Here is a 26899-nt window from a genome sequence, read left to right on the forward strand (position 1 = left end):
ACATCCCGGAACTCACAGCCCTCACGATGGTCAAGGAGGTGGAGAACCTTTGACTGCTCCCCTCCCCGGAGGGAAGGGGACGCTCATCACCTTTCCCACCACGGGACCCACGGGGATTCCTGGCTCAGGCCGCCCGAACGTCCAGCGGACGTTCGGGTCCTCTGCCCTCGACACCAGCCGGGGCCAGACCGGCCCGGACCAACACCACGTGCGCGGAGTTCTTGTCCCGGGGGCGGGACACTCCGCACGCGGTGCAGGTGTAGGTTCTCTCCGACAACGGCAGGCGGTGCTGGCTCTGGCACCGCACCCACCGCAGTCCATCGTCGTGTGGGCCGGGTGCACCAACCGCACGTCCCGACCATGCTTGCGACCCATCTCCACCAGAGCCCGCTTGGTCGCCCCGATCGCCGCGTCCGCCGCCTTGCGCGCCATCGAGGACGTGGCGAGGAACTTCGGTGTGAAGTCCTCCACCGCGATCGCGTCATGGTCACGCACGACCTTCTTGGCCCACGTGCGCGCGGTGTCCTGACGCTGTCGGGCGACCTTCGCGTGCGCCCGAGCCGCCCGCTTCTTCGCCCTCAGATAGCCCTTCGATGGCTTTCGGCCCTTGGCGGGTTTCCTGCGGGCCATCATCCGCTGGTACCGGGCCAGACGCCTGGCCGCCCGGCGTCCGTGCTCGGCGTGCGGCAGGTCGTGAACGTCCGAGGTGGTGGTCGCGGTCTCCGCCACACCCCAGTCCACACCGATCACCCGCCCCGTGGAGGGGAGGGGCTCTGTTTGGGCGGGGATCACAAAAGACGCGTACCAGTGGCCCAGACTGTCGCGGTACACCCGCACGCTCGACGGGGCATCGGGCAACGGGCGCGACCACACCACCGTCAAGCAGATGCCCCCGGCCAGGTGCAACCGTCCGTCCCTGAGACGGAACCCGCGCCGGGTGTAGTTCAACGTCGGACGCGCCGCGTGTTTCCTCTTGAAGCGGGGCATCCCCGCCCGCTGGCGGACCGGCACCCGGTTCCTGACGTCCTTCTGGGCCTTGGCGCGGGCGGCGGCGAAGTCGCGGACGGTCTGCTGCTGGGGGACCGACCCGCCCTCGCGCAGCCACCCCCGGTCCGCACGCCACCCGGTCAACAGCTTGTCCAGCCGGGCCGGACCACACTCCTGTCCCGCCTGGTGCGCGGCGCGGGATTCGGCCACGCACTGGTTCCACACCCACCGACACCGATCCCACTCACCCGACAGCGCCCACCGGGCGGTGGACGACGCACGCAACCGAAAGGTGTACCGGGCATACCCGGCCTCCTGGCCTGTGTGTGGTGGCGTCGTCACGATCGGCAAACTAACGGGAAACACCGACAGGGAAGGGAGAATCCCCATTCGATGTGAGCCACCTCACTCCGAACGGCTTGGCCGTCACCACATCCTAAGGTGGAGAGGCTCCGATTCCTCCCCAGTCTGAAGGCCAAGGCATCCCCGGAGAAGAATGGTGACCCCGACCCAACACCACTACGAGGCTTGGTGCGAACGGGATGGTCGTTCCTGGTCCGTCGACATCCCCGAACTCCGCATCCACACGTACGGCCACACCCTCGTCGACGCCGAGGAGATGGCCCGGGACGCGATCGCCGGTGTACTGGACGTCCCGGCGGGTTCCGTCACCGTCTCATTGCACGTCGAGGAGGTCGAGGACCAGCTCGCCGAGGCCCGGGCAGCGCGCTCCGCCCGTGCTCAGGCCGCCGCACGTGAGAAGGAGGCCCTCGCCAAGGCGGTGGCGGCCCTTCGCGCCGCGGGCGCGAGCCAACGGGACGCCGCGCTGCTCCTCGGTGTCTCGCATCTCCCAGATCTCGGCCGCCGGTTCGGTCACCGCCGGCTGACGGCCCGGGGCCCGGCCACCGCCACGACGGACACGGGCCCCGGACCGCGACCTCACCCGAGTGGTTCGGGGAGGGGTCGGGAGTGGACCACGTGGAGGGTGCTCACCGCGCGGGTGAGCACCACGTAGAGCCGGTTGGCCCCGCGCTCCTCGGCGGCCACCAGGGAGGCGGGTTCGGCGACCACGACCGCGTCGAACTCCAGACCCTTGGCCAGGCTCGCGGGCACGGCCACCAGGCGGCCCGCGTCGAGGGCGACCTCACCCAGGAGCGGGACGGACAGTCCCTCGGCGGTCAGGGCCCCGCGCAGGGCCGGGAGTTCGTGGTCGGCGGCGATCAGCCCCACCGACCCCTCCCCCTTGAGCGCGTTCCGGCACGCCTCGGCGACGGCCGGGGCGAGTGACCCGTCGGCGGAGGTGACGGTCAGCGACCCCTCCGCCCGGCGGACGGCGCTGGGCGCGCCCAGGCCGGGGGCGATCGCGGGCAGCAGGCGCGCCGCGAAGTCGATGATCTGCGCCGGGACGCGGTATCCGCGGTTCAGGACCCGCAGGTGGCCGGTGGGCTTGCCCAGGTGCTCCAGGAGCGTGGACCAGTTCTTCGCCGCCGACGGGCTGGTGCCCTGGGCGATGTCGCCGAGCACGGTCAGCGAGCCCGACACGCAGCGCCGGCCGATGGCGCGGCACTGCATCGGGCTCAGGTCCTGGGCCTCGTCCACGACCACATGCCCCAGGCCGGTGGGACGCTCGACCAGCGCGGCGGCCTCGTCCACCAGTGCCAGGTCCTCCTCGGACCAGCGCGCCGACCGGGGTCCGCGCGGCCTCCCCGGCAGCAGGACGGCGGCCTGCTCGTCGGGGGTGAGCAGCCCGTGGGCGGCGCGGGCGAGGCGCTCGGGGTCGGTGAGCAGGCCCAGCACGAGCTTGAGCGGGTCGACCTTGGGCCACAGGGCGTTCACGGCCGACCTCACCGCGGGGTCGCGGCGCACCTGCGCGTGCGTGCGGTCGTCGCACACCTCCCCGGCGGCCTCCATGAGCGACAGCACGGCGTGGGCGATGCGGTGCGAGAGCAGTTCGCGGCCCGACCCGTAGGCGACACCGCGCTCGGCCAACTCGTCCAGCAGGGGGCGCAGGTCCTCGGGGTACAGGCGCCAGCGGCGGGCGCCCCGGCGGACCACCACGGTCTCCTCGGGTGCGCGCAGGTGGGACCACAGGTCGCGGCGCAGGACCTCGGCCATCCGTGCCTCGCCCTTGGTCCGCGCGGCGGCGGGCTCCTCGGTGCGGCGCACCCACCCGGCGGCGGGGCGCTCGCGTTCGGGCAGGTCGGCGGTGAGGAGTTCGGTCACCGTGGTCTGGGCGACGTCCACCTCGCCGAGCGCGGGCAGGACGTCGCGGATGTAGGAGAGGAAGGAGCGGTTGGGACCGATGATCGCGACGCCGGAGCGGGCGAGGCGTTCGCGTTCGGTGTACAGGAGGAAGGCGACGCGGTGCAGGCCGACGGCGGTCTTGCCGGTGCCGGGCGCGCCCTGGACGCACAGTGTGGTCTCCAGCGGGGCGCGGACCAGGTCGTCCTGTTCGGGCTGGATGGTGGCGACGATGTCGCGCATCGGTCCGGTGCGGGGGCGCTCGATCTCGGCGGCGAGCAGGTCGCCGGCGGCGTCGCCCGCGTCCTCGACGGTGAGCGGCTCGTCCTCGAAGGCGGTGAGGACGGCCTCCTCTCCCCTGGCGCCGAAGCCGTAGCGGCGGCGGTTGACCACGCCCATCCGGTCGGTGGGCGAGGCCCGGTAGTAGGCGACGCACAGGGGCGCGCGCCAGTCCAGGACCATGGGTCGGCCGTCGGCGTCGTGGACGTGGCGGCGGCCGACGTGCACCCGGTCGGGGGTGTCGGCGGGCTCGGCGCGGTCGTCGACGAACACGGTGCCGGGGTCGAAGTCGAGGCGGCCGAAGAACAGCGGGGCGCCGGGGACGTCGGCCAGGGCGGCGAGTCGGCGCTCGCGACCGCGCCGGAGCGCGGCGTTGGTGACCTTGTCGTTGACGACGTCACCGAGCATCAGGGAGGTGCCCTGGACCTCCTCCCGCATGCGGGTCAGCGCGGCGCGGGCGGCGGCGAGGTGGTCGCGTTCGGCCTGGAGCTCGGGGCTCACGGGCACGTCGGAGGGATCGGTCGTGGTCATGCACGGACCTCGGAGGTGCTAGGCGGGACATGGCACGGCCACGCGCGTGCGCGGGTCCCGCCCCGGTCGCCTCAAGGGCCCGGTTCGTTCCGATCCGTCACAGCACACGGCACCCAGGAAGGGGCGCGGCCGGATGAAGAGGGGCCCACCCTAGCGCCGCCGGACGCCGCCGGCAACCGCCGAGGTCCGGGGCCGCCGCCGGGCACCGGGTCCGGTGCGGGGTCAGGTCTTGCGCAGTCGGACCCGCTGGACGCGGTGGTCGTCGCCCTTGAACAGGACCAGGGTGGCGCGGCCGCGCGTCGGTCGGATGTTCTCCACCAGGTTGACCTCGTTGATGGTGCGCCAGGTGTTGGCCGCGAACTCCAGGGCCTCCTCCTCGCCGATGGTCGTGGCCATGTGGTGGAAGTAGGAGCGCGGGTCCGCGAACGCGGTGCGCCTCAGCTCCCGGAAGCGGTCGAGGTACCAGCTCCGGATGTTCTCCACCTTGGCGTCCACGTAGATGGAGAAGTCGAAGAAGTCGGCCACCGCGAGGCGCCCGGCGGTCGCGGGCTGGAGGACGTTGATGCCCTCGACGATGAGGATGTCCGGGCGGCGGACGGTCTGCCGCTCGCCGGCCACGATGTCGTAGGCCAGGTGGGAGTAGACGGGGATGTCGATGCGCTCGGCGCCCGCCTTCATCTCCGACACGAAGCGCACCAGCGCGCGGCGGTCGTAGCTCTCGGGGAACCCCTTGCGGCGCCTCAGCCCCCGGGCCTGGAGCACGGCGTTCGGGTAGAGGAAGTTGTCGGTGCTGACCAGTTCCACGTCGGGGTGGTTGGGCCACTGTGCGAGCAGTGAGCGCAGCAGGCGGGCGGTCGTGGACTTGCCGACGGCGACGCTGCCCGCGACGCCGATGATGAACGGCGAGGGCCGGTCGGCCTCGCCCAGGAACCCGCGCACGGCGGCGTGCCGCTGCTGGGTGGCGCCGACGTACAGGTTGAGCAGACGTGACAGGGGCAGGTAGACGTCCCGGACGTCGTCCAGCGACGTCGGGTCGGTGGTGCCGCGCAGCACGGCCAGGTCCGCCTCGGTCAGGGACAGCGGCGTGGAGGCGCGCAGGGCGGCCCAGGCCGCTCTGTCGAGCTCCACGTACGGCGAGGAGACGCCGTTCTTCGTCGCGTAGGACACGGTTGACCACACTAGACGAGCCCCCGGAGCGCCCCGGGCGGCCGGTCCCCCCAAACTGGCCCCGTGAGGGGAACGTGCCCGAAACCACACGTTCACGCGCCCGACCTCGCAGGAATTTTTCCCGGTTCCGAACGCGCGAGTACGGTTCCACTCTGCGTCACGACCCTGCCCCCGACCTGCGCGGTCTACCTCCCGTACACCAAATGGTCTATACCGTTACCTGCGAAAACAGCGAGTGGTATGGGGCACTGGTTGGTCGCTTCACCATGCCGGTTCACCTACGCTGGCGCTCATGTGCGGAATCGTTGGCTACGTCGGGCCGCAACCGGCGCTCCAGGTCGTCGTGGACGGCCTCGCGAGGTTGGAGTACCGCGGATATGACTCCGCGGGTGTCGCGGTGCAGGGTCAGGGCGCCCTGCACACCGAGAAGCGGGCGGGCAAGCTCGCCAACCTGCGCCAGGCGCTGGACAACCACCCCGTGGACGGGGACGGCGCCGGGATCGGGCACACGCGTTGGGCCACCCACGGTGCGCCGAACGACGTCAACGCCCACCCCCACGTGGACAACGACCACCGGGTGGCCGTGGTGCACAACGGCATCATCGAGAACTTCGCCGCCCTGCGCGTCGAGCTGGAGGACCTGGGCTGCAAGTTCACCTCCGAGACGGACACCGAGGTCACCGCGCACCTGCTCGCGACCGAGCTCAAGCAGCGCGGCGACGGCGACCTGGCCGCGGCCATGCGCGCGGTGTGCCGCCGTCTGGAGGGCGCCTTCACGCTCGTGGCGACCTCGATCGACGACCCCGGTCTCGTGGTCGCGGCCCGCCGCAACTCGCCGCTGGTCGTCGGCCGCGGCGAGGGTGAGAACTTCCTGGCCAGCGACGTGGCGGCGTTCATCGCGCACACCCGCGAGGCCGTCGAGCTGGGCCAGGACCAGGTCGTGGAGCTGCGCGCCGACTCCGTGGTCGTCACCGACTACGACGGCACCCCCGTCGACGTGCGCGAGTACCACGTGGACTGGGACGCGTCGGCCGCCGAGAAGGGCGGCTACGACTACTTCATGCTCAAGGAGATCGTCGAACAGCCGCAGGCCGTCGCCGACACCCTCCTGGGCCGCGTGACCGCGGAGGGCCAGCTGACCCTCGACGAGATGCGGCTGACCCCCGAGGAGCTGCGCACGGTCGAGAAGATCGTCATCATCGCGTGCGGAACCTCCTACCACGCGGGCCTCATCGCCAAGTACGCCATCGAGCACTGGTGCCGCATCCCGTGCGAGGTCGAGGTGGCCAGCGAGTTCCGCTACCGCGACCCGATCCTGAACCAGCAGACGCTGGTCATCGCCATCTCGCAGTCCGGCGAGAGCATGGACACCCTCATGGCGGTGCGGTACGCCCGTGAGCAGCGCGCCCGCGTGCTGGCGATCTGCAACGTCAACGGGTCGACCATCCCGCGCGAGTCGGACGGCGTGCTGTACACGCACGCGGGCCCGGAGGTGGGCGTCGCCGCGACCAAGACCTTCCTGACCCAGCTCGCGGCGTGCTACCTCGTCGGCCTGTACCTGGCGCAGGTGCGGGGGCTGAAGTTCGGCGACGAGATCAACGCGGTCATCGCGCAGCTGGCCACCATGCCGCAGCAGGTCGAGCGGGTCCTGAACACCGTCGACCCGGTACGGGAGCTGGCGCGGTCGCTGTCGGACGCCGACACCGTGCTGTTCCTGGGCCGCCACGTGGGGTACCCGGTGGCGATGGAGGGCGCGCTCAAGCTCAAGGAGCTCGCCTACATGCACGCGGAGGCGTTCGCGGCGGGCGAGCTCAAGCACGGACCGATCGCGCTGATCGAGGACGGCCTGCCGGTCGTCGTCGTGGTGCCCTCGCCCCGGGGCCGCAGCGTGCTGCACGACAAGATCGTGTCCAACATCCAGGAGGTGCGCGCCCGCGGCGCCCGCACGATCGTGATCGCGGAGGAGGGCGACGAGTCGGTGCGGCCGTACTCGGACGTCCTCATCGAGATCCCGGCGGTGCCGACCCTGCTCCAGCCGATCGTGTCGACGATCCCGATGCAGGTGTTCGCGTGCGAGCTGGCCCTGGCCAAGGGCAACGACGTGGACCAGCCGCGCAATCTCGCCAAGAGCGTGACCGTGGAGTAGCCGCCCGCCGGAGCGCAGACGACGGGGTGTGTCCGGGGGTTCCGTCCCCGCCGGACGCACCCCGTCAGTGCGTTCGAGTGCCGGTGCGGTCGTGGGCGGCGCGGGCGTCGACGACGTCGGTGTGGGTGGGCAGCACGCCGTGCAGCGACAGGACGTCGAGGATCCGGGACAGCTGCCGGGGCGGCGCCGCCAGGACCAGGTGGCGCTGGGCCCTGGTGGCGGCGCGGACGGCGGCGATGAGGGCGTTCACCCCGGAGGCGTCGATGAACTCCACCCCGGTCAGGTCCGCGATCACGCACCCCCGCGCCGTCGCGGCCACGAGACGGCCGAACACCTGGTCCGCCGTGGCCAGGTCGATCTCACCGTCCAGTTCGACCACGGCGGCGCCACCGCACGCGAACCGGCCCCGTTCCGTGTCCAGCACGGTCACGCCTCGCTCCCGGGCTCGGAGAGAACTCTCGTCAGGATGCCGTCGGGCAAATGCCGACATGCGCTGACAGCCTACTCCGCCCGATCGGCGGCACCGATGTCCCCCGAAGGCATCGGATGACCGTTATCCGGACGAGAGGGGGCGCATTTCAGCCTTCACCACCACAAACCGCCCAAACGATCTTTCCTTCGCCCCGGACCGGATCCCACCCCCATGTCCGACTGAACGCGGCGACGAGGCCGAGGCCGCGCCCCGATTCGGCGAAATGGTGCGCCTCCACCTTCACCGGCCCGCGTTCCACCTGGTCGGCGACCATACACACGATCTGACGCCGTACGCGCAGATATCTCAATTGCACCAGGACGCGCGTTTCCTCGGGCGGCCGACCCTCGGGAACGGCGTGTCGGCACGCGTTGCCGACCAGTTCCGACACGATCAGCCGCAGGTCGTCGCCGACCTCCGCGAGCGCCCACTCCTCGACCGCACCGGCCGCGAGTTCGCGGGCCGTGCGGACCGAGTCGGGCGTGGCCCCGAAGGCCCGCGCCACGGTGTCGCGGGTGCGCGCGCACTCCCCCACGTCCAGACGGCCCAGCGTGCTCTCCCACCAACCGCCCAGGAGGCCGCCGGTCGCCTCCGAGAGCGACGGACGGCTCCAGGATGCCTCGGAGTCGACCCCCGAGGACACCAGCTCTGCGTTCATCACGGTCCTCACGTGGTGATGTCGGTTCACGCGGCCCTGTCCGACGCGGTCAACGTCGCTTACATCCGTGAGTTACGGATGCACGTGCAGCGCAACGGTTGGCAAGACTATAGGACGAAGAGCTCGAAACGGTAGATCCCCGACGAAGAATTCACTCTCCGGTACACACGATTACGCCGGGCACAGTGGCGCCTTCCACCGCTCGAACCCGATACGCACCCCCTGTCCACTTCCGTGACCTCTGGGTATACTGAGCGGTCGCCAGCGCCGAAGCCGCTACAGGGAGGGTGACGTGGTCGCCGACCGTGCAGAGAATATGCAGGTCACTCAGGATTTCCTGGCGAATTCCAGTGGCGGGCCCACCGTGCTGCGCATTCTCCTCGGGAGCCAGCTCCGGCGCCTGCGCAAGGCCAGGGGCATTTCCCGCCACGACGCCGGATACGCCATCCGCGCCTCGCACGCCAAGATCAGCCGCATGGAGCTGGGGCAGGTCAGTTTCAAGCCGCGTGACGTCGACGACCTGCTGAAACTCTACGGAGTCGACGACGCCGGCGAGCGCGAGGCGCTCCTCGGACTCATCTCCAGCGCCAACGCCCAGGGCTGGTGGCACAAGTACGGCGACGTCCTCCCCCAGTGGTTCGGCGTCTACATCGGCCTGGAGGAGGCCGCCTCGATCATCCGTACCTTCGAGGTCCAGTTCGTGCCGGGGCTGCTCCAGAGCGAGGACTACGCCCGCTCCGTGATCCGCCTGTCGCGTACCGCCACGTCGGACGAGGACGTGACCAACCGGGTCAACATGCGCATGCACCGGCAGCGCCGCTTCGTCGAACCCCGGGCGCCCCGCCTGTGGGCGGTCATCGACGAGGCCGTCCTGCACCGCCCGTACGGCGACGACGACGTCATGCGCGGGCAGATCGAGCACCTCATCGCGATGGCGCGGCGGCCCAACATCACCATCCAGGTGGCCACCTTCGCCATGGGCGGCCACGCCGCCGCCGGAGGCCCGTTCAGCATCCTGCGCTTCCCCACTCCGCAGCTGCCCGACGTCGTCTACCTGGAGCAGCTGAGCAGCGCGCTGTACTTCGACAAGTACGACGACACCCACCGCTACGCCCTGACGATGGACCACCTCGCCACCCAGGCCCCTCCGCCGCACGAGACCGAGGACATCCTGCGCGGGTTCCTGGAGCGGTACTCCTGAAGACCGGGCACACCCGGAACCGACGCCCGTTCGCTCACGATCCATCACGCTTGGTAACGTCATGGGGCGGACCGGTCACAGGTGAGATGCCCACTCCTGGGCACATTGTTCTCAGATGACCGGCTCCGGCCACGACTCGGACACGATCCCAGCGGCGGGAACCGTCCCACGCCCGTGCGCGTAAGGCATGACATGCGACGACGCCCGTGGGTGACCCCGGGTTCGTCCCCATGTACTTACCGATGTAATCACGTCTGCACGTGCATGAGTTACGCTTTGGGCCGCACGAAGGACGAGACGAACCCGCGCGAATCCCGGGCCATCCTGTACTCCAGGCCTGATCCGCCCGGCGAGAGCCCGAAGGTTCGTCTGCGACGGGCGCGACGCACTGGACAGCCGCGTACGGACACCCGCTCACACGTCCCCGAAGTTCCAGGAGGTTGACATGCATCCGATCTACAACGGCGTTCCCGCGAGCCACCTGCCGAATGTCGTCTGGATCAAGAGCAGCTGGAGCAACCCGGAGGGCAACTGTGTCGAGATCGCCACCCTCCCGGACGGGGACATCGCCGTGCGCAACTCCCGCGACCCGCAGGGTCCCGCGCTGGTCTACACCCCCGCCGAGATCAAGGCCTTCGTCAACGGCGCCAAGACCGGGGACTTCGACGCGCTGATCGCCTGACGCGACCCCCGCGCCGCGTCCGCGCCCCGCCGAGAGCCCGTACCGACCCCGGTCCCGTCCCCCGGTCCCTCCTCGGCCCTCCGGCCCCGACCCGGCCGTCCCCGCTTCCCGGGCCCTCCCCCCACACCGAGACCTGCCCGGAGAGCGTCCAGACCGTCGGCCGCCAGCCCATCCCACTTCCGGCGGCCGCCGTCCACGGTCCGGACGCGCGTGGAGCCCGGCACCGCGAACGGTGCCGGGCTCCGTGTTCCTCACACGTGGTCGCCTACAGGCGGGTGGGGTCCACCAGACCGTTGACCGCGGCGGGCGGGTTCTCCCACGGGAAGTGGGTCGCGCCCAGCGCGGGCTTGAGGTCGAACAGCCAGGCCGCCTTCTCGTCGTACTTGGCGAAGAAGGGCTTGCCGACCAGCTCGGGGTCGCGTGCCTGGATGAAGTGCAGGACGAAGACCTTCTCGCCCGCCACCTCGGTGACGCCGTCCACGCACACCTTGCCCGGGGTCGCCGACATCGACGGACCGCGGACCGTGCGCGCCAGACCGGACACGTTCTGGTACGCGCCGCGGAAGATCTCGTAGGCCTCCGCGAGGGGCACGGCGAAGTAGTCCTGCGGGCCCGTGTCGCGCTCGACGAACATGTAGTAGGGGACCATCCCGTGGCGCAGGTGCGTGCGCCACATGCTCTCCCACGTGGCCGAGTCGTCGTTGATGGTGCGGATCAGCGGGGCCTGCGTGCGGATGATGGCGCCGGTCGAGCGGATGCGTCGGACGGCCTCCCGCACGAGCTCCGGACGCATCTCGTTGGGATGCGAGAAGTGCGCCATGAACGCGAGGTTCTTGCCCGAGGCGACGACCTTCTCGAACAGGCGGAGGGTGTCGTCGGCGTCCGGATCGGTGACGAAGCGCTGCGGCCAGTAGGCCAGGGCCTTCGTGCCGATGCGGATGGCCTCCAGGTGCTCGATCTCCAGCAGCGGCTCGATGTACTTGGAGATCACCCCCTCGCCCATGATCATCGGGTCGCCGCCGGTGAAGAGGACGCTGGTGACCTCGGGGTGGCTGCGGACGTACTCGACCAGCTGGTCGATCTCGCTGGAGGCGAACTTCAGGTCCGCGTCGCCGACGAACTGGGCCCAGCGGAAGCAGTACGTGCAGTACGCGTGGCACGTCTGGCCCTGCTTCGGGAAGAAGAGGACCGTCTCCTTGTACTTGTGCTGCACACCCGGGATGGGCTCCTCGTCGGCCGTCTTGGGCACGTTGAGGTCCATCTGGCCCGCGGGGTGCGGGTTCAGGTTGGCGCGGATCCTGTTGGCGGCCTCGTTGAGCTCCTTGCGCGACGCGCCGGAACGGATCAGATCGGCGATCCTGGCGACATCGCCAGAGGGCAGCATGTCTGCCTGCGGGAAGACGAGCCGGTAGATCGGATCGTCCGGTGCCGCGTCCCAGTCGATCAGCTCGTCGACGACGTAGCTGTTGACCCGGAACGGGAGCACGTTGGCCACCGCTTGCACCGCGAGCCGCTCGTCGGCGTCGAGTCCTGCTCGCGCCGTGAGCTCGTCGAGGTGTTTCGTCGTGTAGGCACGAAACCGACGTCCGGCGGACGGGGACAGTGCCGCGTCTGGCGTTACGCTCACGCCTCTCCTCTCCTGCATACGTGCAGGGCCGTGACGGGGTACCGCCAGGCAGCCCTGATCAGGCGGGCTCGGTGTGCGTGGACACCGTCGGACCACCTGTGACGGAAATTCAGTGTGTGGGTCACACGGATCCGGGTGTCGCTCGAACACCCGGACCGGCAAGCGGGTATACCCCGACAAGGGGTTTTGTACCCACCAACCGCAATATCCAGCCCTGACCTGGACATACGGGAAGTATCCTCGCACGAGGATACGAACCCACCGAACCCAGGCGTTCCAGGAGCGACCCGGTACCGTGTCTGCGGGCCCGCCGCGTACGCCTCGGCCGCGTACGGCACGAACTCCGGGCCATCTCGAGCGACCTGCGCGAACGTCGGGGGCCACGCGCGCCCGACCACCGACCTCACCCGTGAAGGACACACCGAGTTGAGTGGCACATCCGACGTGGCCGCCGACGCTTCCGTCGCGCCGCGCACGTCCCCGCCGACCGTCGCGGTGGACGCGATGGGCGGCGACCACGCGCCCGCGGAGATCGTCCGGGGCGCGGTGCTCGCCGTCCGCGAGCTCGGGCTGCGGGTCGTGCTGGTCGGTCGGCGACCGGAGATCGCCCGGCTGCTCGCCGAGGAGAACGCCCTGCGGGACGTGCCCGTGGTGCACGCCGAGGACAGTCTGGCGATGCACGAGGGCGCCCTGGCCAGCTGGCGCCGCCCCCGGTCCAGCGCCGCCGTCGCGTGCCGTCTGATCCGCCGTGGAGACGCCGACGCCCTCGTCTCGGCCGGGTCCACGGGCGGTGTCGTGGCGACCTCCACCGTCCGGCTGCGGACCCAGCCCGGCGTGCTGCGACCGGCGCTGGCGGTGACGCTGCCGACCGGGGAGACGCCGACGGTGCTGGTGGACGCGGGCGCCAACGCCGACGCCAAGCCGGAGATGCTCGTGCAGTTCGCCCACCTGGGGTGCGCCTACGCGCACACGGCGTTCGGGGTGGAGCGGCCGCGGGTCGGGATCCTGACCATCGGGTCCGAACCGGGCAAGGGCAACAAGCTCGTGCGCAGGGCGACGGAGCTGCTGGCGGCCACCGCCGAGGAGTCCCAGGGCATGGACTTCCGGGGGAACATCGAGGGCCACGACCTGCTGGCGCGGCGGGTGGACGTGGTGGTGACCGACGGCCACACGGGGAACGTGGCGCTGAAGGCGGTGGAGGGCACGGCGACGTTCGCGATGGAGGCGTTCCGGGAGGCGCTGACGTCGTCCGCGGCGGCGAAGGTGGGGGCGTTCCTCCAGCGCAGGGCGCTGAGGGAGCTGCGGGACCGGCTGGACAGCGAGACCTACGGCGGGGCCGCGCTGCTGGGGCTGAACGGGACCGTGGTGATCGCGCACGGCGACAGCCGCGCCTGGGGCGTGGCCCGCGCGTGCGGGCTCGCGCACGACCTGGCGGTCGGCCGGATCGGCGACCGCATCCGTCGGCGCGTCCACCACCGCCCGCCGAACTGGCTGCACCGCCTGGCCCAGTCCGAGGAGCGCTGATCCAGGTCGGCGGCCAGCCCGGCGCGACCGATCACGGCTGGCCCGAGCGCGCCCGGATCGGGCGCGCGGCCGTCGCGACCGCGACCGCCGTGGCCAGCGGGTGGCTGGCCGGACGGCCGAGGAGGGCGGCGAGGTCGGGGCCGCCGTCGCCCAGGAAGCCGTGCCGGACGGCGGTGGCGATCGAGGCCATCATGGGCGGCTGGAACGGGAGCAGTCCGGGCGTCTCCTCGAGGAGTCTGCGCCGGTACTCGCCCAGGCCGATCGTGCGGTGGGCGACTCCCAGCTCCCCGGCCACGTCCGCGGCGGTGACCGGGGTGCCGACGAGGTCGTAGACGCGACCGGCGTGCCGCTCGGGGTCGGCGGCGACGACCGCCGCGGCCTCCGCGAGGTCCGCACGGGTGACCGCGGCCAGGGCGCCGTCCCCGAAGGCGGACTCCACGCCGTCGTCGGCCCACGTCAGCAGCGCCCCGAACAGCTCCGCGTACAGACCGTTGCGCAGGACGGTGTACGGCAGGCCGCTCGCGTGCAGCAGCCGTTCGGTCGCGCGGTGCGCGAGCGCGAATCCGAGATGGTCCCCGGCGCCGGTCAGGCTCGTGTAGACGACGTGCCGGACGCCGTCCCGGACCGCCGCGTCGAGGACGGCCGTGTGCCGCGCGACCACCTGGTCGTCCTCGGCGTACCCGGCGGAGACCAGCACCAGCGTCGACACCCCGGTGAGGTCGAGGCTCGCGCGGTCGTCGAAGTCGAGACGGCGCGTCCCGTCGCCCGGGGTGCGGCTGCCGCCCGTCGCGGCGGCGCCGCGGGCCCGCAGCGCCGCGAGTGTGGCCGCTCCCAGGTTTCCGTTCGCTCCGGTCACCAAGATCATGTCAGTCGCCGTCTTCCGTGGTGGTTCTCATCGGTAACTACGGTTGATCCTGGACCTCCGCTCCACCCGCGACAAGAAGGCAGTCTCATGTCACCCACGCACACCGAGGTAACCGCCGCGCCCGCCGGACTCGATCCCTGCGGGCGCGAGCACCACCCGGACTGCGGCATCCGCGACGTCCTGGACCGCATCGGGGACAAGTGGTCGGTGCTCGTGGTCGTCGAGCTCGCCAGCGGTCCGCGCCGGTTCCGCGAACTGCAGCGCGCCATCGACGGCATCTCCCAGCGCATGCTCACCCTCACCGTGCGCAGACTGGAGCGCGACGGCCTCGTGCTGCGCACCGTGTACCCGACCGTCCCGGCCCAGGTCGACTACCGGCTGACCGAGACCGGCGCCAGCCTGACCCACCTGGTCGAGGCGCTCGCCGAGTGGTCCCTCGCCCACCGCGACGTCATCGCCGAGGCACGGCGCCGGTACGACCGGACCCGCCCGGGCCACGACATCCGGTAGAGGGGGGTGCCGTCACCGCGTGCCAGGACCGACCGGGAAGGCCTGGGACGGTCGGTACGCTTGTGCCATGGCCGACCCGCAGGAAGTACTCTCGCGACGGGTCCAGTCCGCCCTCGGCGCCGCCTTCGGCCCCGAGTTCGCCGACACCGACCCCGTCATCCGCCCGTCCCAGTTCGCCGACTACCAGGCGAACGCCGCCCTCGCCCTCGCCAAGCGACTGGGCCGAAAGCCGCGCGAGGTCTCCGCGGCGATCATGGAGCACCTGGACGTGGCCGACGTCTGCCGCGACGTCGAGGTCAGCGGGCCGGGCTTCATCAACCTCACCCTCCGCGAGGACTGGATCGCCGCGCGGACCCGCGACCTGCTCGACGACCCCCGCCTGGGCGTCCCCCGGCAGGAGGCGCTCAACGTCCCGGTCGACTACTCCGCGCCCAACGTGGCCAAGGAGATGCACGTCGGGCACCTGCGCACCACCGTGGTCGGCGACTCCCTGGCCCGCACCCTGGAGTTCCTGGGCCACAACGTCATCCGCCAGAACCACATCGGCGACTGGGGCACGCCCTTCGGCATGCTCATCGAGCACCTGCTGGCGGTCGGCGAGGACTCCGCCGACGCCGACCTGCTCACCACCGACCCCAACGCCTTCTACCAGGCCGCCCGGGTCGAGTTCGACGCCTCCGGCCCCGGCCCCGACGAGTTCGCCGCCCGGGCCCGCCGCCGCGTGGTCGCCCTCCAGGGCGGCGACGAGGAGACGCTGCGGCTGTGGCGCAAGCTCGTCGGCCTGTCCCGCGTCTACTTCAACAAGGTCTACACCAAGCTCGGCGTGACCCTCACCGACGACCACCTGGCCGGTGAGAGCACGTACAACCACATGCTCGCCGACGTGTGCGACGAGCTGGAGACCAAGGGCATCGCCGAGATCAGCGACGGCGCGCTGTGCGTCTTCCTCGACGAGTTCACCGGCCGCGAGGACAAGCCGGTGCCGCTCATCGTCCGCAAGAGCGACGGCGGCTACGGCTACGCCACCACCGACCTGGCCACCGTCCGCCATCGTGTGGACGACCTCAAGGCGGACCGCATCCTGTACGTGGTCGGCGCCCCGCAGGCGCTGCACTTCAAGATGGTGTGGGCGACCGCGCGCAAGGCCGGATGGCTGCCGGACCACGTGGAGACCACCCACGTGCAGATCGGCAACGTGCTCGGCGGCGACGGCAAGATCCTGCGCACCCGCAGCGGCGCGCCGGTCCGGCTGGTGGCGCTGCTGGACGAGGCGGTGGAGCGGGCCACGGCGGTCGTCGCGGAGAACCGCCCCGACCTCAGCGCCGAGGAGCAGGCCTCGATCGCGGGCAAGGTCGGCATCGGCGCGGTGAAGTACGCGGACCTGTCGGTCTCGCACGACACCGAGTACACGTTCGACTTCGACCGCATGCTGGCGCTGACCGGCAACACGGGCCCCTACCTCCAGTACGCCCAGGCCCGTATCCGGTCCATCTTCCGCAAGGGCGGGCTGGACCCGGACCAGGCGCGCGGCACGATCACGGTCGCGGAGGGCGCCGAGCGCGACCTGGCGCTGAAGCTGCTGGCGTTCGGCGGGGTCGTCGCGCAGGTCGGCGACCTCCTCCAGCCGCACCGCCTGTGCGCGTACCTGTTCGACCTCGGCCAGGCGCTCACCGCGTTCTACGAGCACTGCCCGGTGCTCACCGCCGAGACCGAGGAGCAGCGCGAGTCGCGGCTGGCGCTCGTCGCGGTCGCGCTGCGCGTCCTGGTCCAGGGCCTGGACCTGCTGGGCGTGGAGGCTCCCGAGCACATGTAGTCTCCGCGCGGGGCGCGACGCGTCCCACGCGAACCGGGGAGGCCGGGGCCGCGAGGCTCCGGCCTCCCGCGTGTGCGGCACGGTCCGCTCTGGGGCGGTCCGCCCGATGTCAGGAGGAACCCGCACCACCCGTCGGCGGTTCCTCCGGTTCCCCCGGCTCACCGCCGCCGTCACCGGCCCCGGCGAGCGACCGGGCGGCGTCCAGGAGCCGCCGCCCCAACTCCTCCAGGTGCGGGGCGAGTCCGGGGCTCCCCGTCAGCTCCGCGTCGGAGCCCAGACCCAGGAACCGCACCGCGATGTGGACCGGGTCGTCGGCGGACAGGTCCACGACGGTGCCGCCCTCGCGGCGGGGGCTCAGGCGGTCCGCGAGGGCTCCGGTACGGGCGCCGACGTCCTCGGCCGGCTCGGGGACGCTGGCGCGTGCCGTGTAGCGGGTGGGAGCCGAGACGATGGCGGTGGCCACGAAGGCGGCCGGGTCGCCGCCGGGCGGCTCACGCGGTGTGACGCGGCGGCCGGTGGGCGCCGGGGCGGTGAGGCGGTCGACGCGGAAGACGCGCCAGGCGTCCCTGTGGAGGTCGAAGCCGACCAGGTACCAGCGGCGTCCGGCGGTCACGAGGGCGTGGGGTTCGACGCGGCGGGCGGTGGTGTCCGCGGCCTGCCTGGAGCGGTAGCCGAAGGTCACGATCTCGTGGTCACGACAGGCCGCGGCCAGGGTGGCCAGGGCGCTCGGGTCGGCCGTGGGACCGCCGCTCCACGCCACGGGAACGGTGGCGTCCTGGAGGGCCGTGACCCGGCGGCGCAGCCGAGAGGGCAGAACCCGCTCCAGCTTGGCCAGGGCGCCGAGGGCGGAGTCCTCGATCCCGGTGACGTCGGAGGCGGCGGTGCGCAGGGCGACCGCGATGGCGACGGCCTCCTCGTCGTCCAACAGCAAGGGGGGCAGGTCGGTCCCCGCGGCCAGGCGGTAGCCGCCCGCGTGGCCGGTGGCGCCCTCGACGGGGTAGCCGAGCTCGCGCAGGCGGTCGATGTCGCGGCGGACGGTGCGGCCGGTGACCCCGAGGCGCTCGGCGAGTTCGGCGCCGGACCACACCCGGCGTATCTGGAGCAGGGAGAGCAGGCGGAGCATCCGGGCGGGCATGTCCTGGGTCATATCTCCAGTCTGCCAGCTTCTGAGGACGTGAGGTGTCCTAAAAGGCCTCTAGCGTCGAAGACACACCGGCCGGTCACCGGCGCACGGGGTCGCCCGGCGAGCACGAGGACCGGTCATGGACACGCACTGCATTTCGGGGGGACAGCCATGGGTTTCATGGATCCGGGGAACGTCGTCTGGTTCGAGATCAGCACCGCCGACGGCGAGGCCGTGAAGGAGTTCTACGGCTCGCTGCTCGGCTGGAGCTTCGCCGTCGACGAGGACTCCTCGGTCGGCGGCGTCACCTACACGAGGATCATGGCCCCGGGGATGCCGTTCCCGATGGGCGCGATCTACGACAACGCCCACAGCCCCGTGGAGGCGACGAACGTCTCCATCGTCTCGGCGGACGTCGCCGCCGCCCAGGAACGGCTGGAGGCGCTGGGCGCGACCGCGGTCGTCCCGGCCACGCGGGTCTGCGACGTGACCACCTTCGCCCGTGTCGCGGATCCGCGCGGCACCGTGTTCTCCCTGTTCCAGAACGACCAGACGCCCGAGCGGCTCAGGGAGTTCGCCGAGCGGGGCCAGGAACAGATGGCGGAGACCGCGGCCCGGCCCGTGCCCGGCTCCTTCGCCTGGTTCGAGATCGGCACCGCCGACGCCGACGCCACACGGAGCTTCTACGCCGACGCGTTCGGCTGGCGGTTCGTCTTCGACGACACCGCGGGCGGCAAGCCGTACCACAACGTCTTCACCGGCCGCCCGTGGCCCAGCGGCGGCATGTACGACCTGGGGGAGCGAGGCGTCGACTACCTCATGCCCCTCTTCCTCGTCCTCGACGTGCCCGCCACGACCGCCGAGGCGGAGCGCCTGGGCGCGACCGTCGAGTTCGGCCCGGACGCCAACCCCGACGGCCTGGTCTACGCCCGGATCGTCGACCCGCGCGGCAACCGCTTCGGCCTGTTCTCCGCGCCGACCACGACACAGCACGCCTGACGCGGCCGTCCCGGGCCCCGGGACGCACCGCCACACGGAGGAAGAGGAGACACATCATGAAGATCGCTCTGCTGGGCACCGGGTTCGGACAGGCGCACGCCGCGGTCTACGCCCAACGCGGCGACGTCGAGGTGGTCATGTTCGGCCGCGATCCCGACAAGACCGCCGCGGTGGCCGGGAAGTTCGGGTTCGCCGCCTGCACCGACACGGACCGGGCCTTCGACGACGGCTCGTTCGACCTGGTCGACGTCTGCCTGCCCGTCCCGCAGCACGCCGACCACGTGCTGCGCGCGCTGGACGCGGGCAAGCACGCCCTGGTCGAACTGCCACTGGCGGGCGACATCGCGGACGCGCGACGCGTCGCCGAGGCCGCCCGGCGCAGCGACAGGCAGGTGTTCGTGGACATGTTCGAGCGGTTCATCCCGGCCAACCGGGCCCTGTTCGACGCCGTGGACGGCGGCGGTTACGGACGCCTGGAGCAGCTGTCCCTGTGGAACCGGACCGCGCACCTGTGGCCGGGGGCCAGCCTGGGGCTGAGGACCCTCCCGTTGGAGGCCATGCACAGCGACATGGACATCATCGTCCGCACCCTCGGCCGACCGGACAGCATCGACGTCACCGCGGTCGCCCGCGACGACGACAGCGCCTCCATCGAGGCGGTGATGGGCTTCGACGGCGCGATCGCCCGCGACTCGGTCTCCTCGCTGATGCCCATGCCCTGGGGGGCGCGCGGCGGCTACACCGCCACCTTCGAGGGAGGCGTGCTGGAGTCGGTGGCGACGATGGGCTTCGACGGCAGGCCCTCGGGCTCCGTCACCGCCCACACCGCCGAGGGCGCGCGGGAGCTGGAGCTTCCGGCCGCCGACCAGTACACGGCGATGATCGACCACGTGCTGGCGTGCCTGCGGGGCGAGGCGGACAACGAGATCGCCCCGGAGAGCGTGCTGGACGCGCTCCAGCTCACCATCGACGTCGACCGCCTGGTCAACGGAGTCGGCTGACCGGACCGGCCCGTCGCGGGCGGAGGGATGTCCCGCCCGCGACGGGCTCACCCGGCCAGCAGCGCCTCGACCTCGGCGCGCGCGGGCATCGACGAACTCGCGCCCGGCCGCTGCACGGACAGTGCGGCGGCCGCGGCGGCGAACCGCATCGCCTCCTCCGGCGACCGCCCCTCCGCCCGCGCCACCGCGAACGACCCGCAGTAGGTGTCCCCGGCCGCCGTCGTGTCCACGGCCCTCACCTCGCGCGCCGGGACGTGCACCGGCTCCACGCCGCGCCGCCCGAACAGGCATCCGTCCTCGCCCAGGGTCAGCAGCACCTGCGGCACCCGCTCCAGCAGCGCGGCCAGGGCCTCCCGGGGCTCGACGCACCCGGTGACCGCGGCGGCCTCATGCTGGTTGGGGACGAGCACGTCCACGCACTCCAGCAGCTCGTCGGGCAGCTCACGGGCGGGGGCCGGGGTCAGGTAGACCGGCACCCCCAGCGCGCTCCCCGTCCGCGCGGCGGCCAGGACCGCCTCCATCGGGAGTTCGAGCTGGAGCAGCAGCGCGGCGCTGCCGTCGATGATCTCCGCGTCACCGTCGACCGTGCCCCGGACCTCGCCGTTGGCGCCCGGGACCACGATGATCCGGTTGCCGCCCGAGCCGTCCACGACGATGTGCGCCACGCCCGACGCCCCGGGCACCGTGCGCAGGCCGGACACGTCGACGCCGCTGTCGAGGAGGTTGGCGCGCAGCTCCCCGCCGAAGGAGTCGTCGCCGACCGCGCCGAGGAAGGCCACGTCCGCCCCGGCCCGCGCCGCGGCGACCGCCTGGTTGGCGCCCTTGCCGCCGGGCACCTGGCGGAAGTCCGTGCCGGCGACCGTCTCACCGGAGGACGGCACCTGGTCGACGTAGGCCACCAGGTCCATGTTCACACTGCCGAAGACGGCGATCCGCGGTGCGCTCACGCTCCCGCCTCCTTCTTCTCTCCGTCGAGGTCGACGATCACCGGGGCGTGGTCGGACGGCCCCTTGCCCTTGCGCTCCTCGCGGTCGATGAGGGCGCCGCTCACCCGGCCGCCCAGCGCCGGGGAGGCGAGCACGAAGTCGATGCGCATCCCCTTCTTCTTGGGGAAGCACAGGTTCTGGTAGTCCCAGAACGTGTACACGCCGGGGCCGGGGGCGTACCTGCGGACGACCTCGTCGAACCCCGCGCCGACGAGGTCGTCGAACGCGGCGCGCTCCAGCTCGGTGACGTGGGTCTTGCCCTCGAACTCGGCCATGTCCCACACGTCGTCGTCCTGGGGGGCGACGTTGAAGTCGCCCATGAGCGCGATCTGCGCGTCCGGGTCGGCGGCCAGCTCCGCGGCGCCCGCCTCGCGCAGCGCCTTCAGCCAGCGCAGCTTGTAGGCGTAGTGCGGGTGGTCGATCTCGCGGCCGTTGGGCACGTACAGGCTCCAGACCCGCACGCCGCCGCAGACGGCGCCGATCGCGCGCGCCTCGATCTCCTCGGGCTCCCCGTATCCGGGCTGGCCGGGGAAGCTGGTACGGACGTCCTCCAGGCCGACGCGGGAGGCGATCGCGACCCCGTTCCACTGGGAGAAGCCGAAGTGGGCCACCTCGTAGCCGCGGTCGGTGAAGACGTCGGCGGGGAACTGGTCGTCCCGGGCCTTGGTCTCCTGGACGGCGAGCACGTCGACGTCGCTGCGGTCGAGCCAGGCGCCGATCCGCGCCGCCCTGGCCCGGGCACTGTTCACATTCCATGTCGCGATACGCACAGGAGAAGGCTAGGCCATGCGGCCGACAGCGGCCCACGTCACGGCATCGCGCCGGAGGGGGAGGACGAGGGGCCCCGGCGCGGCCGTCCTCCGCACCGGGGCCGTGCGACTCCCAGCACATGCTCGGTGGATTGTGTCGCGACTGCTTCGACGTGTCGGGCGCCGCCACGGTTCGCGTCGACGAGGACTTTTTCCGTGGAGGCCCGCCCGACCGTCCACAGGGCGGCCACATCACGCGTCAGATCGGACACGGACGGGTAGTGCTGTGATACAGAACACAGCCCTTTCCTCGATGAGGTGAGCGATCCATGTCGACCGTCGAACCCGGCACCACACCCACCGACGCACCCGTGGTCGACGAACGGCGGGCACGTGCCGTGGCGGAGCAGGCGCGCGAGGCGGAGTGGACCCGCCCCAGCTTCGCCAAGGAGCTGTACCTGGGACGGCTCCGCCTGGACCTGATCCACCCCCTCCCCGAACCCGATCCCGTCTCCCGCGCCACCGGCGAGACGTTCCTCGCCGAACTCCGCGAGTTCTGCCAGGGCATCGACGCCCAGCGCATCGAGCGCGACGAGCGCATCCCCGACGAGGTGGTCGCCGGGCTGCGCGACGTCGGCGCGTTCGGCATGAAGATCCCCACCGAGTACGGCGGCCTGGGCCTCAGCCAGCTGTACTACAACCGCGCCCTCACGCTCGTCGGCTCGGTCTCGCCCGCGATCGGCGCCCTGCTCTCCGCCCACCAGTCGATCGGCGTCCCGCAGCCCGTCTCCATGTTCGGCACCGAGGAGCAGAAGCGCGCCTTCCTGCCCCGCTGCGCGCGCACGGACATCAGCGCCTTCCTGCTCACCGAGCCCGACGTCGGCAGCGACCCCGCACGCCTGCGCTCCACCGCCACACCCAGCGAGGACGGCGAGGAGTACGTCATCGACGGCGTCAAGCTGTGGACGACCAACGGCGTGGTGGCCGACCTGCTCGTCGTCATGGCCCGCGTCCCCGAGAGCCCCGGCCACCGGGGCGGCATCACGGCGTTCGTGGTCGAGGGCGACTCCCCGGGCATCACCGTCGAGCACCGCAACCGCTTCATGGGGCTGCGCGGCCTGGAGAACGGCGTCACCCGCCTGCACGGGGTGCGCGTCCCCGCGGCCAACCGGATCGGGAGGGAGGGGCAGGGGCTGCGGATCGCGCTGTCCACGCTCAACACCGGTCGGCTGTCCCTGCCCGCGCTGTGCGTGGCCGCGGGCAAGTGGTCCACGCGCATCGCCCGCGAGTGGTCCCGCGAACGCGTCCAGTGGGGTCGCCCGATCGGCGGACACGAGGAGGTGGCCAAGCGGATCTCCTCCATCGCCGCCACCACCTACGCCATGGAGGCGATGCTCGACCTGGCCGGTCAGCTCGCCGACGACAAGTCCGCCGACATCCGCATCGAGGCGGCCATCGCCAAGCTGTGGGCGTCCGAGCACGCGTACACGATCGCCGACGACCTCGTCCAGATCCGCGGCGGGCGCGGCTACGAGACCGCCGGGTCCCTGGCCGCGCGCGGCGAGCGCGGGGTGCCCGCCGAACAGCTGCTGCGCGACCTGCGGATCAACCGGATCTTCGAGGGGTCGTCGGAGGTGATGCACCTGTTCATCGCGCGTGAGGCCGTGGACGCGCACCTGTCGGTCACCGGCGACCTCATCGATCCCGACGCCGACCGCTCGGACCGCGCGCGGGCCCTGGCCAAGGCGGGCGGGTTCTACGCGAAGTGGCTGCCCACGCTCGTGGTCGGGCAGGGGCAGGTGCCGTCGGCGTTCTCCGAGTTCGGTCCGCTCGCCGGGCACCTGCGGTTCGTCGAGCGGGCCGCGCGCAGGCTCGCCCGGTCGACGTTCTACGGGATGTCGCGGTGGCAGGGGCGGCTGGAGGTCAAGCAGGGGTTCCTCGGCCGGATCGTCGACATCGGCGCCGAACTGTTCGCGATGAGCGCCGTCGCGGTGCGCGCCCGGTACGACGCCGACGCCCACCCCGAGCGCGGGGACACCCCCTTCGAGCTGGCCGACGTGTTCTGCCGCCAGGCGCGGCTGCGGGTCGAGGCGCTCCTCACCGACCTGTGGTCGAACACCGACGACGTGGACGGCAAGCTGTCCCGACGCCTGATGGACGACGCCTACACCTGGCTGGAGGACGGGGTCCTCGACCCCTCCGTTCCGGGCCCGCTGATCGGCCCGGCCGAACCCGGTCCCTCCGAGCTGCCGGACCAGCACCGCCGGATGGGCTGACAGGGCGACCGACCTTCCGGAATGTCGTCAGCGGGGGTTAGCGTGTTCGAATGGCCGAACCGCACCCCCGCCGCGACGCGGTGCTCTCCCTCGCCCAGGCACGCCGGATCGCCCTCGCCGCACAGGGCTTCGCCGATCGTCGCCCCTCCGGACGACCCACACTCGCCCACCTGGCCAGGGTCGTGCGCAGGGTGGGGATCCTGCAGATCGACAGCGTGAACGTGCTGGCGCGCAGCCAGTACCTGCCCGTGTTCGCGCGCGGCGGCGCCTACGACACCTCGATGCTGGACCGGGCCACCACGACCAGGGCGCGCACCGACGCCGCCCGCCTGGTGGAGTGCTGGGCGCACGAGGCCAGCCTGGTGCCGCCCGCCACGCGGCAGCTGATGCGGTTCCGGATGGAGCAGAACCGGGCGCGCACCGACGCGGGGTGGATCAACGGCATCCAGCGGGAGAAGCCGGAGCTGGTCAAGGCCGTCCTCGGGAAGTTGGTCTGGATCGGGCCCGCCACCGCCCGCGAGGTGGAGGCGGCGCTGGACCACGACCTCCCGCGCGCCAAGGACCACTGGGGCTGGAACTGGTCCGAGGTGAAGCGGTGCCTGGAGTTCCTGTTCTGGGTCGGCGACGTCATGGTCGACGGACGGAACGGGCAGTTCGAACGCCGCTACGACCTGGCCGAACGCGTCCTGCCCCGGGACCTGCGCGACGCTCCCCTTCCCGAGCCCGCCGACGCCCACCGCGCGTTGGTCGCCATCTCCGCCCGCGCCCACGGTGTGGCCACCGAGCCGAGCCTGCGGGACTACTTCCGGCTGCGGCCCGACGAGTCCAAGGCGGCCGTCCGGGACCTCGTCGACTCCGGTGAACTCGTCCCCGTGAGCGTCGAGGGCTGGAGAAGACCCGCCTACCTGCACAAGGACGCTCGGATTCCGCGCCAGGTGGACGCCCGCGCCCTCCTGAGCCCGTTCGACTCGCTCATCTGGCACCGCGACCGCACCGAGGAGCTGTTCGGGTTCCGGTACCGGCTGGAGATCTACGTCCCGGCGGCCAAGCGGGTGCACGGCTACTACGTGCTGCCGTTCCTGCTGGGCGACCGGCTCGTGGCCCGCGTCGATCTCAAGTCCGACCGCGCCTCCGGAGTGTTGCTCGCCCAGCGGATCACGCTGGAGGAGGACGCTCCCGCCGACACGCTCGACCAGCTCACCGACCAGCTCGCCCGGATGGCCGCGTGGCTGGGGCTGGAGCGGGGGGTCGGGGGTCCGGCGCTCACCGGCGGGTGAGGGAGGTGCGCCGGGCGGCGCCCGCGCCCCCGGCCCGCCACACCCGGAGCGGCTACCGCTCCGGCAGTAGGGAGAACCCCTCCAACGCGGCGGCGCCTCTGAGATCCTTGTCGAAGACGGCGAAGGTGGAACAGCGTGGGTCCACGGAGCGAACGGCCTTCCCCGTGGCCAGCCGCACCGCGTCATACGCCCGCAGTCCGTGCACGGCCGTGAGTCGCACGGCCTCCTCCAGCATCTCCGCGGTCACGGTCACGGCGGAGAAGCGGCGGGGTTCTCCCGGCGCGCCGAAATAGTCCGCCTCGAATCCGGAGACCAGGACACGGGTGTCCTCCACACCCAGATCCCCCACACGGTGCTTCTTCCACAGGGCGGCGGGGACCTCCACACGGGTCAGCTGGGAGACCACGACCGGATCGGCCACCGCCAGCATCACGTCGGATCCGTGCTCCGTCGCGTACAGCTTGACCACGGCGGACGTATCCGCGAACACGGTCATCCACGCCCCTCCGCAACGAGGTCCTCCAGCGAGGTCCCGCCGCCCGCCGCCCGCCGGGCCCGCTCGAAAGCCTCCCGGCTGGGGCGCGTCCGAGGCGTTCCCGAGGAGTCGAGCAGGCCCGCCTGGGCGAGCTTCGCCCGAATGGCCTGGGCTTCGTCGCCTTCCAGATCCGGGTCTGTGGCGGCGCGCAGGACACGGGTCAGATACTCGTTCATGCTCACCCCCCGGCGCTCGGCGGTGCACTTCACCCGCTGGACCAACGCGTCTTCCGCTCTCCATGTCACTTGGCTCATAACCGAAGCCTATGTGAATGCATGCATGCATGCCCGCAATCAGCGTGTCACCGTCGGCGCGAGCTCGGCCGCGACCTCGACGGCGATCTCGACGGCCCGGCTGGCGAGTGGTGACCGGGCACCTACGGCCCGCCAGTGCAGACAGATCTCCCGCGCCGGCGGGGACGGCCGCAGCTCGTGGACGCGGAGCCTGTCGTCGGACAGGACGTCGGCGCCGTGGACGGCGAGCCAGGGCAGCACCGCCGATCCCATGCCCGCTCGCACCAACGACAGCAGGGTGTCGTTGACCGCGGTGCGGAAGACGGTGCGCGGACGGGCGCCGCCGCGGGCGATCGCCCGCTCCATCAGGGGCTGGCCGCAGGTCAGCGGCCAGGCCACCATCGGTGCGCCGTCGAGCCGCTCCAACGGGACCGGGCCCTCGGGGAAGGCGCCGACGCTCGCCACCAGCAGGTACGGGTCGTCGAGCAGCTTGAGGCACTCGACGTCGCCGTCGATGCGACCGTCGTAGAACAGCAGGTCGAGGTCGCCGATCCGCGGCTGCTCCGGCTCCTCCTCGGACAACCTGATGTCGCAGCCGGGGTGCTCGTCCCTCAGCCGGCGTACGACCGACGGCAGGATCACGTTGGACACACTCTGGAACGTGCCGACGTCGATCCGGCCGTCTCCCGCCGCGAACCGGTCCACGGCGTCGGCCAGTGCCTCCGCCTTCGCCAGCACTTCGCGCCCCTGTCTGAGGACCACGGAGCCGAGTGGGGTGAGCCGTACTGGTTTGGGACCGCCCGGCCGATCGAACACCGGACCGTGGACAGCTCTCTCCAACGCGGCGACCTGCTGGCTCACCGTCGACTGGGCGTATCCCAAACGAGCGGCCGCCCGGCCGAACGAACCCTCTTCGACGACGGCGACCATCGCCGCCAGGTGGCGCAACTCGACGTCGGTCACGCGTTCCAGCGTAGGGCCTTCCATCGCGAGAAACGATCGCATCGATCGCACATT

Annotated in this window: 24 protein-coding genes; 11 read left to right on the forward strand and 13 right to left on the reverse strand. The window is 71.7% G+C overall.

The window, feature by feature from the left end:
* Positions 1-30: 30 nt before the first annotated feature.
* Positions 31-1377: a transposase gene (locus AB0I72_RS02395; protein WP_358561934.1), complete on the reverse strand. Its 1347-nt coding sequence runs from the start codon at positions 1375-1377 to the stop codon at positions 31-33.
* Positions 1378-1486: 109 nt separating this feature from the next.
* Here AB0I72_RS02395 and AB0I72_RS02400 point away from each other — a divergent pair, with 109 nt between their 5' ends.
* A complete protein-coding gene (locus AB0I72_RS02400) occupies positions 1487-2002 on the forward strand; it encodes a type II toxin-antitoxin system HicB family antitoxin (RefSeq protein WP_358561937.1) in 516 nt (171 codons plus the stop codon).
* Here the strand turns inward: AB0I72_RS02400 and AB0I72_RS02405 are convergent.
* Both AB0I72_RS02405 and coaA read right to left on the reverse strand, forming a co-directional pair.
* The gene (locus tag AB0I72_RS02405) at positions 1927-4038 is read right to left on the reverse strand and encodes an AAA family ATPase (protein ID WP_358561940.1); all 2112 of its coding nucleotides are present in this window, start codon (positions 4036-4038) and stop codon (positions 1927-1929) included. The two genes, AB0I72_RS02400 and AB0I72_RS02405, sit on opposite strands and share 76 nt — an antisense overlap.
* Before the next feature lie 222 nt (positions 4039-4260).
* Positions 4261-5166 (reverse strand): type I pantothenate kinase, encoded by a 906-nt coding sequence (gene coaA / locus AB0I72_RS02410; protein ID WP_358562805.1) that lies wholly within the window; start codon positions 5164-5166, stop codon positions 4261-4263.
* A 331-nt stretch (positions 5167-5497) separates the two neighbouring features.
* Here coaA and glmS point away from each other — a divergent pair, with 331 nt between their 5' ends.
* A complete protein-coding gene (glmS, locus tag AB0I72_RS02415) occupies positions 5498-7351 on the forward strand; it encodes a glutamine--fructose-6-phosphate transaminase (isomerizing) (protein WP_358561943.1) in 1854 nt (617 codons plus the stop codon).
* Positions 7352-7415: 64 nt separating this feature from the next.
* Here the strand turns inward: glmS and AB0I72_RS02420 are convergent, their stop codons facing one another.
* Positions 7416-7781 carry an STAS domain-containing protein gene (locus tag AB0I72_RS02420; RefSeq protein WP_358561946.1) on the reverse strand — a complete coding sequence of 122 codons (366 nt, stop codon included), beginning with the start codon at positions 7779-7781 and terminating at the stop codon, positions 7416-7418.
* Between the two features lie 148 nt (positions 7782-7929).
* The gene (locus AB0I72_RS02425) at positions 7930-8481 is read right to left on the reverse strand and encodes an ATP-binding protein (RefSeq protein ID WP_358561949.1); all 552 of its coding nucleotides are present in this window, start codon (positions 8479-8481) and stop codon (positions 7930-7932) included.
* Between the two features lie 316 nt (positions 8482-8797).
* Here AB0I72_RS02425 and AB0I72_RS02430 point away from each other — a divergent pair, with 316 nt between their 5' ends.
* Positions 8798-9682: a helix-turn-helix transcriptional regulator gene (locus tag AB0I72_RS02430; RefSeq protein ID WP_358561952.1), complete on the forward strand. Its 885-nt coding sequence runs from the start codon at positions 8798-8800 to the stop codon at positions 9680-9682.
* A 445-nt stretch (positions 9683-10127) separates the two neighbouring features.
* Positions 10128-10364, forward strand: a complete 237-nt coding sequence (locus AB0I72_RS02435; RefSeq protein ID WP_358561955.1) for a DUF397 domain-containing protein — start codon at positions 10128-10130, stop codon at positions 10362-10364.
* A 265-nt stretch (positions 10365-10629) separates the two neighbouring features.
* On the opposite strand, the gene AB0I72_RS02440 is transcribed toward AB0I72_RS02435, so the two are convergent.
* A complete protein-coding gene (locus tag AB0I72_RS02440; protein ID WP_358561957.1) occupies positions 10630-11991 on the reverse strand; it encodes a lysine 2,3-aminomutase in 1362 nt (453 codons plus the stop codon).
* Positions 11992-12417: 426 nt separating this feature from the next.
* Between AB0I72_RS02440 and plsX the strand changes: the two genes are divergently transcribed.
* Positions 12418-13515 carry a phosphate acyltransferase PlsX gene (gene plsX, locus AB0I72_RS02445; protein ID WP_358561959.1) on the forward strand — a complete coding sequence of 366 codons (1098 nt, stop codon included), beginning with the start codon at positions 12418-12420 and terminating at the stop codon, positions 13513-13515.
* Positions 13516-13546: 31 nt separating this feature from the next.
* Here plsX and AB0I72_RS02450 read toward each other — a convergent pair whose 3' ends face one another.
* Positions 13547-14380, reverse strand: a complete 834-nt coding sequence (locus tag AB0I72_RS02450) for an NmrA family NAD(P)-binding protein (RefSeq protein WP_358561961.1) — start codon at positions 14378-14380, stop codon at positions 13547-13549.
* 87 nt (positions 14381-14467) lie between these two features.
* Here AB0I72_RS02450 and AB0I72_RS02455 point away from each other — a divergent pair, with 87 nt between their 5' ends.
* On the forward strand, positions 14468-14890 hold the full coding sequence (locus AB0I72_RS02455) for a helix-turn-helix domain-containing protein (protein WP_358561964.1): 423 nt from the start codon (positions 14468-14470) through the stop codon (positions 14888-14890).
* 67 nt (positions 14891-14957) lie between these two features.
* Positions 14958-16703, forward strand: coding sequence for an arginine--tRNA ligase (argS, locus tag AB0I72_RS02460; protein ID WP_358561967.1), 1746 nt, complete (start codon positions 14958-14960; stop codon positions 16701-16703).
* A 109-nt stretch (positions 16704-16812) separates the two neighbouring features.
* Here argS and AB0I72_RS02465 read toward each other — a convergent pair whose 3' ends face one another.
* A complete protein-coding gene (locus tag AB0I72_RS02465) occupies positions 16813-17850 on the reverse strand; it encodes a YafY family protein (RefSeq protein ID WP_358561970.1) in 1038 nt (345 codons plus the stop codon).
* A gap of 147 nt (positions 17851-17997) precedes the next feature.
* On the opposite strand from AB0I72_RS02465, the gene AB0I72_RS02470 reads away from it, so the two are divergent.
* Together AB0I72_RS02470 and AB0I72_RS02475 are read left to right on the forward strand one after the other, a co-directional pair.
* Positions 17998-18825: a VOC family protein gene (locus AB0I72_RS02470; RefSeq protein WP_358561973.1), complete on the forward strand. Its 828-nt coding sequence runs from the start codon at positions 17998-18000 to the stop codon at positions 18823-18825.
* Between the two features lie 56 nt (positions 18826-18881).
* The gene (locus tag AB0I72_RS02475; protein ID WP_358561976.1) at positions 18882-19826 is read left to right on the forward strand and encodes a Gfo/Idh/MocA family oxidoreductase; all 945 of its coding nucleotides are present in this window, start codon (positions 18882-18884) and stop codon (positions 19824-19826) included.
* A gap of 47 nt (positions 19827-19873) precedes the next feature.
* Here the strand turns inward: AB0I72_RS02475 and rbsK are convergent, their stop codons facing one another.
* Entirely contained in the window at positions 19874-20773 is a 900-nt protein-coding gene (rbsK, locus tag AB0I72_RS02480; protein ID WP_358561979.1) for a ribokinase, read from the reverse strand.
* Positions 20770-21582 carry an exodeoxyribonuclease III gene (locus AB0I72_RS02485; protein ID WP_358561982.1) on the reverse strand — a complete coding sequence of 271 codons (813 nt, stop codon included), beginning with the start codon at positions 21580-21582 and terminating at the stop codon, positions 20770-20772. The genes rbsK and AB0I72_RS02485 overlap by 4 nt, the downstream gene beginning before the upstream one ends.
* Positions 21583-21890: 308 nt before the next feature.
* On the opposite strand from AB0I72_RS02485, the gene AB0I72_RS02490 reads away from it, so the two are divergent.
* Together AB0I72_RS02490 and AB0I72_RS02495 are read left to right on the forward strand one after the other, a co-directional pair.
* Complete coding sequence (locus AB0I72_RS02490; protein WP_358561985.1) at positions 21891-23837, forward strand: acyl-CoA dehydrogenase family protein; 1947 nt, start codon at positions 21891-21893, stop codon at positions 23835-23837.
* 50 nt (positions 23838-23887) lie between these two features.
* Complete coding sequence (locus AB0I72_RS02495; protein WP_358561988.1) at positions 23888-25114, forward strand: crosslink repair DNA glycosylase YcaQ family protein; 1227 nt, start codon at positions 23888-23890, stop codon at positions 25112-25114.
* Positions 25115-25166: 52 nt separating this feature from the next.
* Here AB0I72_RS02495 and AB0I72_RS02500 read toward each other — a convergent pair whose 3' ends face one another.
* The 3 genes from AB0I72_RS02500 to AB0I72_RS02510 form a co-directional block, all read right to left on the reverse strand.
* Entirely contained in the window at positions 25167-25610 is a 444-nt protein-coding gene (locus tag AB0I72_RS02500; protein ID WP_358561991.1) for a type II toxin-antitoxin system VapC family toxin, read from the reverse strand.
* Positions 25607-25825 (reverse strand): hypothetical protein, encoded by a 219-nt coding sequence (locus AB0I72_RS02505; protein ID WP_358561994.1) that lies wholly within the window; start codon positions 25823-25825, stop codon positions 25607-25609. Before AB0I72_RS02505 ends, AB0I72_RS02500 begins: the two co-directional genes overlap by 4 nt.
* A 117-nt stretch (positions 25826-25942) precedes the next feature.
* Positions 25943-26845, reverse strand: coding sequence for a LysR family transcriptional regulator (locus AB0I72_RS02510; RefSeq protein ID WP_358561997.1), 903 nt, complete (start codon positions 26843-26845; stop codon positions 25943-25945).
* Between the last annotated feature and the right edge of the window lie 54 nt (positions 26846-26899).

The organism is Nocardiopsis sp. NPDC049922 (assembly GCF_040660275.1).
GTDB lineage: Bacteria > Actinomycetota > Actinomycetes > Streptosporangiales > Streptosporangiaceae > Nocardiopsis.